The following is a 13,090-nucleotide window of genomic DNA, read 5'->3' on the forward strand; positions in this document are numbered from 1 at the left end:
AGAAACCATACAATGTTGATAATAGTGAACATTGGGGTTGATTATGGACAAACGCGCCCTGGCGGAGCTCTTTCGCCTCCGCCTGCTGGAGCTGGTCACACGGTCTGGTGACAGCCATTCGGCTTTTGCGGCCGGGATCGGCATCGACCGCTCGGCGCTATCACAGCTTTTGTCGGGTGATTCGGCGCGTCTACCGCGCGTGGAAACTCTTCTCAACATTGCCGAACGCCACGCCGTATCGCTCGATTGGCTGCTCGGCATCTCGCACGATCCAGGCCTGACGGGCGAACTACGCCCGAGCTTCGAGATCGAGGAAGGCGGTGAGGACTATACCGACACGCTGCTGATGAAGTGGCATGCCGAGGCCACAGGTTCGAAGATCCGCTACGTGCCAGCCCGAATCCCGGACCTGCTGCGCACCCCGCAAATCATCGCCTTCGAAGCCGAAAGCGCGCACCAAAGCGTGAAAGCACAAGCCAGCGAGTCCGCTTTTCGCCTCAACTACAACCGCCAGCCTGGCACGGATATGGAAGTCTGCATGCCCTGCGAGACATTGGAAGCTTTTGCCCAGGGGCGCGGCATGTGGAGTGGCTTGAAGAAGGAGATCAGGGCGACACAGCTGCAATACATGTCCGAACTCATCAACGAGCTCTACCCGTCGTTCCGGCTATTCCTGTTCAACGAGAAAGAGCGCTTTTCCGTACCCTATACGATCTTCGGCTCGCAGCGCGCAGCAATCTTCGTGGGCGGCATGTATCTCGTTCTCAACAACGCCGAATCCATCCGCAAGATGCAGCGCCACTTCGACGAACTGATCCGGTTCACCCGCATTCATGCTCATGAGAGTGCTGATTTTGTTAAAAGTCTGGAGGTTGCGTGATGGGTCGTGGTGACAGCACGCAGTAACGCGTCCAATTCGCTATGCGTGGTCTTCGCAAAACCGTCGGGGCATTGCTTCGGATGAGCATACCACTGCGGACCTGCTTGAGACCTGCTTGAGACCTGCTTGAGACCGGTTTCTCAACCGCATCCTTGCCGCAAGCTCTTTGGGTTGCAGCACAGCCTCAGAGCATGGTGAACCGGTTGCTAACTGGTACGCGCTTTATCGTGGTACCCACGCAACTCGTTGCTACCAGACTACCGGACACACGATCGCGAGATGTGGTTCACCGTCCAACGCTTGCGGTCGTCATCATGTCCGTTTGCGGGTGAAAGAACCGAAACGTTACCAGTGAACCTTGTATCAACATCACCCACATGACGAGGGACGTCGCGACAGCGAGAATAATATTTCGAAGTTTGAGTGACACGGACGAGACTCCTTGTGAGCCACCAGGCTGTCACTCAGGAGTAAATTTTGTCTGAATTGAAAGTCATTACCGACCCTAAACTAACGAACGACGCTATTCTTCCTGCTTTCTTGTTAACAGATTATTACACAGCGTGAAGCACTATTTACCATAACTATCTAAAGGCAGATAATACTTTGAAATAAAGTAAAATTTTCTTTAAAATGTACGCTCGCCCGCAAATCTCTTCACGCGTTAGGAGAACGTTCTGGCGGTGCCAACAAGTTCGACCACAACATTTTGGCATGCCCTGAGCCTGAACCTCTAGACCTACCGATAGGGCGGCATTGATCCGCAGGATCCCAAGTCTCCGCTCACCGAAGCCTCTGCTCAGTGCGGCCGATTAACGAACTCAGGTTTCAGCCGATCAAGGCATTTATGCGCTCGCCCGAGACTTCTGAGCCGATTGTAAAAAAAGGCAAATTTGTGCCAGGTCAACTTCAAGCGAGTTAGTCAAATACGTGAGCTCTTGAGTTTGCCTCTTTCGCAACGCCTCACTTGATCACTTCATTCTGGGAGTACTCATGGTCGGAAGGACAGCGGCAAAAATAGATGCGTTCTCGTACACTTCACGATCGATCTAAGCTGCGTTCATCAGCCAAATCTAGTTTTGGCTGATGAAGATGGTCACGCTAGAAGCCGTTACCGCCCTGCATCTCCGAATAGATGGTTCCGACGATAATTCGGCAATCGAGCCAAAAAGAAAAATTTTCGATGTAGTGAAGATCGGCATTAATCCGGGCGCGGGCTTTCGAAGGACGATCTGTAGGGCCTCGCAGACCACGCATTTGGGCAAGCCCTGTGAGACCTGGACGCATCGCATGGCGCTGATGATACTCAGGAACAAGGGTTTCATACGGTACGCCGGCTGCAAACATACCAACGGCGTGGCAGCGTGGCCCGACAACAGACATATCACCACGAATGACATTTATGAGCTGTGGCAGTTCATCAACGTTAAAACGACGCAGATAGCGCCCCACCTTTGTGATCCGCGGATCGCCTACGACGGTCTGCGCAACCCCACTGGGATCGCCTTTGTCCGTGTACATAGAACGGAATTTATAGACCTTGATTTTCTTCCCGTTCATCCCCCAACGGGTCTGCGTGAAGAGTGCCCCGCCAGGACTTTCACATCTGATCAAGCAAAAAACTGTCAACAAAAGCGGCGCCAGCACAATAAGGGCGAGCGTAGCTAACACTATATCGAGAAATCGTTTTGCAGCTAAATGCGAAATATTCTTTTGGGACATCTGAACGGAAAACGGCTGAAATACTTCAACCGGACTGGAATCCAGAGTCCCGAGAACACACTCACCTGATTGGAAGTCTGACATTTTTGTCGCCCCACATTGCGCACATATGACGCACCGCTAAAATAATCGCTGAAGTTACTTTCATCGGCTTTATATTCTAACTCTGTAACACTGTCAGTACCAAAATTAAAGATTGGTTAACCTGTTTTAGCTTGCAAAATACGAAGACATGCTATGCAGTTTTAGATCACTACGAAGACTTGATGGTGCCAGGACAAGATGAAGCTACATTTACGGCGCCTTGGAAGAGCTTTCTGATTGAGCCCCGGATTATTGACGGCTTGTTCGACGGAAACCTTGTGGACGTCGAAGATTCAAGTCTAGGCTTGGAGGCTAAGCAGGATTGAAGATCTTTTCTCTTCAGCCCATGTCTCGTCTCCACAAGTCAGCCTAAAGGAGCCAAATAGATCATCTGGTTCTTTTCCGACGAGACCAGCGATCGCCATCCTAAGTCCACAGCCGCTTGAGGTGCGGGGCGCGCTGTCAGAGCGTCGAGTAGGATAAGTCATTCTTCCTTTTGCCTATGCTGCCGATATCGAATTCACGCCAGCTCGACCGCGATCCGTGGGGAAGGTGGTCCTTGACGTCACTCCCCACAAAGGGGCCGAATTCAAACCCGCAACATCAGCCAATAGACGCAGACCACTCTTTCGTAGTTGATACGGGGAGTTGTAGAAACAATCACCGAATGATCTTCGACAAGCAGGAATGCCGGGAAACCGGTTCAATTGAATCAGAGTGACCCGAGGCCGACATGTCTTGAAAAGCGATAGGTCCTCGATAGCCGTTAACCGAGCGTTAGACATGATGATGACCCGCGCTTCTACTGAGATTAAAGTCGAGGCATTGTCTCGCTTATGACACGGCGATTCCGTAACTACCTAATCCTACTTAGCATTTCGCTGGCAATGTGGGCCGTCGCGATCATCGCAATAGCATTGCTATGGTGACCCCTAAAAAGCGCCTGCGCTTAGAAGCTTTTGTAATCGAGCGCGCGTGACAATGAACCAAACATGCAGGCGCGCCAGGACCCTCTTTCGCACCTATTCGATCGTGTGCTGGTTGAAAGCGCTCAGGTCCTGTTGAGCGCCTTGATTTCATCGCCACAGGTGATAAAGAAGCGGCGATACTGAAGGTATGCCTGCACGCAATAGGTGTGTAGGTGATGGAATCGCCGAGCACGATACTCCAATCACTCCCACAGGGCCGCCTCAAAACAGGATCGATTTCCCTCGAACATCATCGCTTCGAGATAGCTTGGACATCGATACGGATCATGACACGTGTTTCCTAAATGTAATTTTGGAATGGTTCACCGCCACCTGATGAAGCGTTTCCGACCTAGTATCGCGCCGGCTTCCCCGAGGCCCAGGTTGACGATGTATGGATCGGATTTCAGTGCACTATACGCAATAAGCGACATACATGGTTGCGCATCGGCATTCAGGGCTGCACGCCGTTTAATCGCGCGCGATGCGCAGGGCTATCCGGGACGAAAGCTTGTCGTGTTGCTTGGAGACTATGTAGACCGGGGGCCGGCAAGTCGAGACGTTTTGGAACTGCTCACCCAACCGATATCAGAAGAAATTGAGGACATTGCCCTGTGCGGCAACCATGACGACCAACTCGTCAAAATGGTGCGTGGCGACTTGCCAATTAATGCTTGGCTGGAATTTGCTGGCAGCGCGACACTAACCTCTTTCGGGATAGATGTTGAAAATGTGCTAAAAAGGGTTGGATTAAAAGGGCTACATCACGTCGTCCGAGAGACTATACCAACCGCCTACATTTCAAGACTAGAAGCTCTGCCTGTATCATTGCAGATCGATAATCTTCTCTTCGTGCATGCCGGCGTCAGACCTGGTGTGGCACTCGCGTCGCAGACAGATAACGACCTTATGTGGATACGCGAACCTTTCCTGGAGGATGGACCACAGTTACCGATCTTCGTGATCCACGGGCACACTCCTGGCATCACTGTGAATATCGGGAACGCCCGACTTGGCATAGACACTGCGGCAGTCGCAACCGGTAAGCTTACCGTTCTTAGGATTGTCGGGACGAAGTTCTCCACAATACAAGCGTCGAATTGAGCAACTCATGAAGAGTGGAATTCTCGCTAAGACAGAGAACGTCTCCTCTTCTCTGACAAGCGCAATAAAAATCGAAGGGCTTCAGCGTGCCACGACGCAAACGGGTTTAGGCTACCACGCGTTTCGACCGCCGCAGGATTCAAGTCGCGACTCTGTGCGAAGATAGGTTTGAAAATCGATTTAGCAGGCGCGCGTAGCAGGATCTCGCAATCAACTTGATCCAAGGCAATCTTGGCTCGCTGGCCCGGCTGAAGCGGCTTTTGACCTACGCCGCCTGAGCGAGAACGCGAAAAACGCTCACTCAAGCCGTAAAAATTGGATTGTCGAAGCGAGCGACGTGGAACAAACCGCACGCTCAAAAATTGACTCGTACACCGATACGCAAATCAAACTCATTTAAAATCATTTCGTTATTCTAGCTCACGGGGAAAATTATGCGATTGCGCACCATCTGCATTTTGAGCCTTTCTGCCTTGCTTCCGTTTCCTGCGGTATCCGCCGACATGATCCAAAATTACGAGCCGCAGCGAAAACGAGAATATGTCCGATACGAGCGTCCAGTGAGAGCCACTTACGTCGAACGTCGTAAGGCCCTTGAATGCGGCGACCTCATCGTTGAGTATCGTTACGTCCCTCGCACCGAAATAGTTACCGTCTGTCATCCGCCAGTTTTTTAACTGCCCGTTTCTGATGGGCAGGCCGCACTGGTTGCAGAGCGCCGATCGGCATGCACCGGTGTAGGCCGCTATGACCAGCTACCTGAGAATAGCAAAAGTCAATAATTGCCGATATCAGATGCTTGGCGAAGCACTGGATCCGCTCTCCTGAGCGTCGCTGTCACAGTGCGAACTTTCTTGGGCGCAGAGGCGACCAGCTTAGCTTTTTGACCAACATTCTGCCATTGCTTGGGATTGTCCCGCGACTGCACTTTCAGGAACCTCAGGTCGGTTTTACGCCAGTCCATGATCGCACTCGTGCGGTTATCGAGCACGAGGTCACCGGCGGATGTCTTTGCGATAAGGACCGCATGCCCTTCACCGCTGGAGGTTAGCGCCACAGCAATACGCAAACTCGAGGACGACCAGCCAAGCTCGATAAGCTGTTTGCGCTTTGTCAGCGCAAAATCCTCGCAATCGCCGCTTTTGACATCTACTTCCCAGTCGTCCGTACCCGATCGGTCGTTAACAGGCCGGATGGATCTGTTGACAGTCGAATTTACCCTCGACAGCTGCGCTCCGCGCTCCGCATCCAGATCCATTATGCTCTGACCGCCAACCTTTCGGCATTGTTCTGGCGCCTTCATGCAGAACACGACACTCGCGAAGGGCGCCAATGTCCCCTCCTGTTCGAGCATTCGAACAACATCAGAGCCAAACTCTTTAGGTACGCCGGAGGGCCCGAATGCCCTTGCAACTTCCGGCGCTGATGAGAACGCAATTACGGCGCTAACGAGCACACAAAAATTTGACCGGATTTTCTTCGACATCACTGGCAGAGACATGGAACACCTCGCTGTTATGTCGCAAGAAGTACCGCACGCCTTCTGCAGATTTGGTGGTGAGAAATGTTCAAATTTTATGGAAATGCGTTTTTTTTGGGAATTATGTTCTTCGCCATCGTGGTTACACTCTTAGAACGGCTCGCTGATTATACTTCATTCACAATGTTCCTGACGGATTGATACGCACTTGCCGACACTCAGGTGCCATTTAGCAGTGGCGGAAACGCTCTGTTCCTTATGGCTGCGTTGTATCGGTAGTTTATCCTTGCTTGAGGAGCAGGCATGCCTGTCTTCGAAACTTCGCCTGGCGATTGCTCGTCTCTGTCGTCACGCACGGCGGCCGTCCGTAAATCCTATTCACGAGAGCAAATTCGTGTATTCATTTCGATAGAGGGCTATATTGGGGAGGCTCCACCCTTTTTAAACCACAATATAGTGAATTTTCTATTTGGATAGATGGCGCTAAGCTACGCGTTTGAGAAGCTGGAAATGCTCGATTGGCACAAAGCTCATCACACGTGGCCTAGCAACCCGGACAGGATCAAGCATGCAGTTGGTAAAAGTTGTCAGTATACTCGTTCCAGGGATTGTCTGGTCTTGCCTCTTATTTGGAAGCGCAGCCGCGCAACAGCAGCAATACCCAAACTATGAGGAACAAAAGAGCCTCGATGGAGGCGTTACCGGCACTTACGGCAACCAAAATTTCGATGTTCCGCCTCAGCCTGGACAAATCTCTCCAAGACTGGTTCGTCCCCTTCCTCGCGATCCTAATGGGGCTAAGTCAGGAAATTCGGGGGCTACGCATCGCAGCTGTGTCGTCGACTCTTACGGGAACGCGGTGTGTCGGTAGTATATGCCTTTAAAAAGAAGAGGACTCCTTCACTGACGGCAGTCCAACTAACGTACCTTATGTAATCAATAGCGTGGCGCCACTTTTTACGATAATAACTGCTCGAGCCCAGTATATGTGACGTTTTTGCGGTCCGTCGAAACTCGGTAGATGTCGATCTTTATCCGACGTCGAAATTAAAGTTGCAACCGTTCGCATATGATCCCGAAGTGACGGCGGAGAGAGCACTGCGGCGAAGCGTCAGGCTAAAGACTTTTTCGTTACGCCAGTTACAATACGAAGGATTGCCAGACAGAAATTTTGACGAGGTCGACAGAAGTATAAACCTAAACCCAGCGCATCCCGGATTCCGATGTTCCCGCCACCGCCCTGGCTACTGCTGCCGGCGAAAAATAGTGCCGTCGAATAACTTAAGACAGATAGTCGCGAAACGGTTTTATCCACGGAAGAACGTTGCACTCATGCCGATTTACCAAAACCATATTTATTTCGGTCACAACATTTTGTTTTGTGGATAATATTATAACTTTCAGTTATGAACAGCAATAAGCATACCTATTACCTTTTAGCTTGTTGGTACATTGTTAGTAGCATAGCTATCGTGCCGTCGCGAGGTTGGCGTGAAAACACTTAATTCTCGAAGCAATACATCGGACTATACCGATCCTATAGCTGAGATTATAAAAAAATGTCGACCTGGTGTCGTTGCAGTGGGAGTTGCCAGCGCTCTGGTCAACATCCTATACCTCACTGCGTCATTTTTCATGCTGCAAGTCTATGATCGAGTTATCCCAAGCAGGAGCATTGCCTCACTCGTGGCGCTTGGTGTGCTTGCCCTGATGCTGTACGCCTTCCACGCGGCGTTCGAGATTGCTCGTAATCGAATTCTGGTTCGCATCAGCGGCGTTTTCGACGAGATGATGGCTAGGGCCATATTCAGCACGACTGTTCGAAGCGCACTTAAACTACGGTCCGGCGGCGACGGACTGCAGCTTCTTCGGGACTTTGATCAGCTTAGAACATTTTTAAGCGGTTCGGGCCCGACGATCATCTTCGACTTGCCCTGGATCCCGTTCTACGTTGCGATCTGCTTTCTCTTCCACCCCCTTATCGGTGCGATGACAATTGTCGGCGGCATCATCCTGGCATTATTGACGCTGGTAGCGAACAAAAGCACGCAGAAATCCGCACAGAAAATACATGATCTCAGCAACAGGCGAACCTCCGATATCCAGGCGGCTCAAAGAAATGCGGAGATCGTCACAGCTTTGGGAATGGCCGATACGCTCGCCAATCGATGGGTTTCGCAAAATGATGCCTACCGGGCGGCTTACCGCAAAAATTCAGATGTGGCGAATTCCTACGCGACCGTTTCAAAGATTTTCAGAATGGTGCTTCAATCTGCTGTACTCGCAGCCGGCGCCGTTCTCGTGATTGAGAACCAAGCATCGGGCGGTATAATTATCGCGTCATCGATCCTCACCTCGCGCGCGCTGGCTCCCGTCGAGCAGGCAATTGCCAACGCTCGAGCCTATGCGGCCACCCTGCAGGCCTGGCGGCGTATGAAAGAGCTGTTAAAGGCATTCCCCGCCGCGCCTTTCCCCATGCTGCTACCGTCTCCTCGCCGATCACTGTCCGTAGACAACCTTGTCAGCGGCGCACCTGGGCAATCCCAAGCGCTGATTGCAGGGGTTGACTTCAGACTTAACGCCGGCAGTGCTGTGGGGATAGTAGGGCCAAGTGCTTCGGGAAAATCATCTCTTGCTAGAGCTCTGACTGGCGTTTGGCCAATCTATCGTGGGAATATTCGTCTTGACGGCGCTGCGCTCAATCAATGGAGCGACGTCGAGCTTGGGTCTCATATCGGATATTTGCCTCAGGACATTGAGCTTTTCTCAGGGACGGTATCGGAGAATATTTCCCGGTTCCGTCGGGATGCTGACCCTTCTGCCATCATCGCCGCGGCAACCGCTGCTGGTGTCCATGAGTTGATCTTAAAACTCCCCCGAGGTTACGAGACGGAAATAGGCACCGGCGGAAACATGCTGTCGGCAGGGCAACGTCAACGCTTGGGTCTGGCTCGCGCGCTTTACGGTGATCCGTTCTTAGTTGTTCTCGACGAACCGAACTCGAACCTGGACGCAGATGGTGAGGCAGCGGTGACTGCTGCAATTCTCAGCGTACGTGCCCGCGGCGGGATAGCGATCGTCATCGCCCATCGTCCGAGCGCACTTGCCGGCGTCGACCACGTGATGATGGTAAAAGACGGTCAGATGCAGCTTTTCGGAAGAAAAGAAGACGTGATCAATTCGATACTTCAGAAGCAGGAACGGCCAGTAACGCTGGAGCGCGCACCTACATTGAAGGTCGTTGATGGATCAGAGGCTTAACTCATGAATGACAACACGAACTCCCTGACCTCAATAAAGCGTCATGTCTTGATAGTGGGGCTTCTCGGCGCAGTGTTGGTCTTCGGCATTGGCGGGTGGGCTGCGACGGCATCGCTTTCCGGCGCCGTGGTCGGAGACGGTATGGTCATCATCGATGAGAATGTCAAAAAAATCCAACACTTGACCGGGGGGATCGTCTCCGAATTGGTCGTTAAGGAAGGCGATCACGTTCAAGCAGGCGATCTCCTCTTAAGGCTTGACGCGACCTCCATCAGAGCGAGCCTGGGCATCATCAATAGTAGTTTGGCTCAGTTGTATGCGCGGCGTAGTAGACTTATCGCAGAACGCAGTGGCGCCACCGAGTTTACCGTAAACGATGTTGACTTGAACGGTCTTGAGCCCGATGCAGATCTAAACTTGGTAGAAGGAGAGGTACGGCTTTTTACCAGCCGCGTTGCTTCGCTCGCTGGCATGCGTCGACAGTTGGAGGAACGAAAGAACCAGCTCTCTGCCGAGATCGAGGGAGATACGATACAACTCCAGTCGATCGATGATGGCGCAAAACTTGTTGGCCAGGAACTAGACGCTTCGGAAGAATTGTACAGGCAAAAGCTGGTTACGCTGCAGAAGGTGAACAGTCTGCGTCGGCAGAAGGTTGAGCTGAGTGGCAACCGCGGAGAACGCCTCGCCTCCCGCGCTCAAGCCCAAGGCAAAATCAGTGAAATCGACCTTCAAATTCTCCAGTTGGATGAGGATAGACGATCCGAGATTGCCAAAGACCTTGCCGATACAGAAGGGAAAATTGCTGAGTTCGAAGAGCGACAGGTGGCGGGTAAAGATCAGCTGAGACGTCTTGATATCAGAGCGCCGTTAGATGGTAAAATATACCAGCTGGCCGTTCACACTGTTGGTGGCGTTATAAATCCTGGCGAACCTCTTATGCTTTTGGCACCTGACCAGCGAGCACTCACAGTTGAGGCCCGCATTGCTGCCCGCAGTATTGACCAAATCACGCTCGGCCAACAGGTAGATATCCGATTCACTGCGTTCGACCAAAAAACCACTCCAGAAGTCACCGGTAACGTCACTTCGGTCTCGCCAGACATCATCATAGATCAGAAGAGTGGGCAATCTTACTACGCAGTCCGCGTTGTTCCGAACATCGAGAGCCTTGAGAACCTGAACGGCAAGAGCCTTTATCCCGGCATGCCTGCGGAAGTATTTATCAAAACTGCCGATCGGCAGGCGCTGTCCTACTTCGCTAAACCACTTACCGATCAAATGAAACACGCCTTCCGGGAAGAGTGACTGCGTAGAGATCGAGCCCAACACAAAACTCGTTGCACGCCAAGGCGTACCTTGCCTTGAGTACGTTATTCGAGGCTCGGGTGAGTGCGCTTGCACCGGTGCGACCTTCCAATGAAAAGGATATACTTGACGGGCCAAGTGCACGCTACCGCAAGAGCGTTGGCACCGGAGTCGAGTGAGCCGATTGAAATGTCTAAAGCACCGCGCGTTTAATCGGATGCATAGCCCGCGGCTTTGAGATAGCTCCAACACTCGGCTCCGTCGAAGAGATGCAGATTGATGCGAGAACATTTGCAAGGGCCTTGAAGGTCCTTGCGGCTGCGGTGCGCAGGTGGGCCGTGATCTTGGAGAACGCCATCTCAATGGGATTGAGATTTGGACTGCAGGGCGGCAGGAACAGAAACCATGCGCCTTTTTCTGTCAGCGCCTGTGCCGCCTTGGCGCTTTTGTAAACCGTGAGGGTGTCGATGAAGACCACGTCGCCTCGCTCAAGCGCTGGTACAAGTCAGGTCTGGATGCAGCTGTCAAACAAGACGCGGCTCTTGGGGTGATGGATAATCATGGCGCAGTCAGGCCGTGATAGCGCAGTGCGGCAATGAAGGTCTGTGTGACGTTGCCCCAAGGTTCATCCAGCTTTGAGTTTGCTGTGGCGGCTTTGACGTCTTCCCCACTGTCCGAACGGCGCGTCTAAACGCCAACGTGGCAGCGACAGCGCAACTGGACTATCTTGGCGTTCACGATGTTTCGTCACTGAAAACACCACAATGCGGCTCCAGTCTCATCCCAGGCGGACGTTTGGCAGTCGAGACACCACGACCCCCAGCTGCACCGTCGTGCGTGCGCGTTCCGATGCCATCAGGGCGCTTTTATGTGAACACTTGAGCCAGCAGGCCTTGCGACAGCGACGAGGCGGAACCCGCACGCCACGCTTCATCAAGCTTGTCAGTCAGTTCCGGCATAGTGATGTCGGGCTTGCGCTCGACCTTGGCGATCAGCAAAGATCGATAGGGAGAAAGCTCTCCGCTGCCCGGCGGGCACCCCTACCCCAACGGCTCGATCATGCCGCTCACCGCATGACGCCGAACAAGTTTGATCGCAGCGATCTCGCTGACGCGGAACTGCCGTGCCGCAGACCGACACGACTGGCGGCAGTTACCTACCGCCACAACACGTGCGCAAATATCAAACGAATGAAACCGACCCCGTGACGATCCCCCATTTAAAGGGAATCAGAGATTGTCCAAAATGGAATCCATGCGATTAAGCTTAGTCGATCGATGCTCTAATTCATCTCACTGGTGTTGAACGTTGTGGGAGAAATTGCCCCTCACCTGTCTAACATAGTAACTACCGGGTGACTCTGCGTCTACGAAACCTTCATAGACGTCACGCGGCACATCACAATATTCGCGGCGTTGACCGTTTGTGAGAAAGATTTTTAGGCGGTTCGCGCTCTCATCATAGTCTACGCCTTCAATCAACTTCGACTTCAGAAGTACTTTCATGAGACAGCCTCCTGTTTGCTATGCAGCATAGGTTACGTTGCATCGCAAAAAAGTCAAGCAAACTGAGCGCATGCGTTTAAGTTTTCGGTAACACTTTCCACCGCTCCAGTCTCTGACGACGTTCTTCTGGAAGATGCATGGTAACGCTAAAGATATAACTAGATAGCGTGGGGCTCGGCTGCTTCAGCAGCTCGCGAACTGTCGCGGGCGATGCGTAACCCAACAGGGTAGTGAGGTCTCTCGTGAGAGCGGGCTCTGCTGCCATGAGACTGGCCGCATCCAGCTTTCGCCATTGCGCAAATCGACTGCGCAAACCACGCATGCTCGCGGGATCAAGCTCTACAGCCCTGGACATCAAAGTAGCTTGCTGGCTAGCCTCCTCACCCGCAGCTCTCTTGATCATAGCAAGCCTGAGTGAATAATCGGAGACGAACGGTGCACAGCGTACAGCATGTTCGACCACGTTTTGCGCGCGAGCTGCCGACTCCACCCATCGTTCGTAATCTGTATCAGGGTTTAGCCGATCAAGATCCGCAAGAACGACACCGACCGCAGCATCTAAGATATCCGAGCGGCACTCGCCACGCATCGACACTTTCTCGGCTACGGATGCGTATTCGTGAATGATGGAGTTGGCACGTTCGCCCCTGCCCTCGAACTTCTCGTTCACATACACAAGGTCGACATATCGGAGCGTCCTGGCAAGTTCATTCGCCGCGATAGCAAAAACCAACGTTGCTGCAATTAAAACAAGTGCACCGGACAGCAGCTTCACTCT

At 52.4% G+C, this 13,090-nt stretch carries 9 protein-coding genes; 4 read left to right on the forward strand and 5 right to left on the reverse strand.

Annotated features, from left to right (window positions below):
• Positions 1–43: 43 nt before the first annotated feature.
• Positions 44–880 (forward strand): helix-turn-helix domain-containing protein, encoded by an 837-nt coding sequence (locus ACTJK5_RS21200; protein ID WP_440613162.1) that lies wholly within the window; start codon positions 44–46, stop codon positions 878–880.
• 1,101 nt (positions 881–1,981) lie between these two features.
• Here the strand turns inward: ACTJK5_RS21200 and ACTJK5_RS21205 are convergent.
• Positions 1,982–2,602 carry a sugar transferase gene (locus ACTJK5_RS21205; RefSeq protein ID WP_236760387.1) on the reverse strand — a complete coding sequence of 207 codons (621 nt, stop codon included), beginning with the start codon at positions 2,600–2,602 and terminating at the stop codon, positions 1,982–1,984.
• A 1,442-nt stretch (positions 2,603–4,044) separates the two neighbouring features.
• Here ACTJK5_RS21205 and ACTJK5_RS21210 point away from each other — a divergent pair.
• Positions 4,045–4,758, forward strand: coding sequence for a metallophosphoesterase family protein (locus ACTJK5_RS21210; protein ID WP_440613166.1), 714 nt, complete (start codon positions 4,045–4,047; stop codon positions 4,756–4,758).
• A gap of 775 nt (positions 4,759–5,533) precedes the next feature.
• On the opposite strand, the gene ACTJK5_RS21215 is transcribed toward ACTJK5_RS21210, so the two are convergent.
• Positions 5,534–6,259 carry a transglutaminase-like cysteine peptidase gene (locus ACTJK5_RS21215; RefSeq protein WP_440599441.1) on the reverse strand — a complete coding sequence of 242 codons (726 nt, stop codon included), beginning with the start codon at positions 6,257–6,259 and terminating at the stop codon, positions 5,534–5,536.
• 1,470 nt (positions 6,260–7,729) lie between these two features.
• Between ACTJK5_RS21215 and ACTJK5_RS21220 the strand changes: the two genes are divergently transcribed.
• The gene (locus ACTJK5_RS21220) at positions 7,730–9,499 is read left to right on the forward strand and encodes a type I secretion system permease/ATPase (protein ID WP_440599442.1); all 1,770 of its coding nucleotides are present in this window, start codon (positions 7,730–7,732) and stop codon (positions 9,497–9,499) included.
• A 3-nt stretch (positions 9,500–9,502) separates the two neighbouring features.
• Complete coding sequence (locus tag ACTJK5_RS21225; RefSeq protein WP_130977469.1) at positions 9,503–10,807, forward strand: HlyD family type I secretion periplasmic adaptor subunit; 1,305 nt, start codon at positions 9,503–9,505, stop codon at positions 10,805–10,807.
• Between the two features lie 193 nt (positions 10,808–11,000).
• Here the strand turns inward: ACTJK5_RS21225 and ACTJK5_RS21230 are convergent, their stop codons facing one another.
• The 3 genes from ACTJK5_RS21230 to ACTJK5_RS21240 all read right to left on the reverse strand — a co-directional run bounded on the left by ACTJK5_RS21230 (position 11,001) and on the right by ACTJK5_RS21240 (position 13,087).
• Positions 11,001–11,285, reverse strand: coding sequence for a transposase (locus tag ACTJK5_RS21230; RefSeq protein ID WP_440599443.1), 285 nt, complete (start codon positions 11,283–11,285; stop codon positions 11,001–11,003).
• 814 nt (positions 11,286–12,099) lie between these two features.
• Positions 12,100–12,312 carry a KTSC domain-containing protein gene (locus ACTJK5_RS21235; RefSeq protein WP_062597541.1) on the reverse strand — a complete coding sequence of 71 codons (213 nt, stop codon included), beginning with the start codon at positions 12,310–12,312 and terminating at the stop codon, positions 12,100–12,102.
• Positions 12,313–12,388: 76 nt separating this feature from the next.
• A complete protein-coding gene (locus ACTJK5_RS21240; RefSeq protein WP_440613163.1) occupies positions 12,389–13,087 on the reverse strand; it encodes a hypothetical protein in 699 nt (232 codons plus the stop codon).
• Positions 13,088–13,090 lie beyond the last annotated feature (3 nt).

Source organism: Agrobacterium sp. 22094 (assembly GCF_052046015.1).
In the GTDB taxonomy this organism is placed as follows: Bacteria; Pseudomonadota; Alphaproteobacteria; order Rhizobiales; family Rhizobiaceae; genus Agrobacterium; species Agrobacterium cavarae.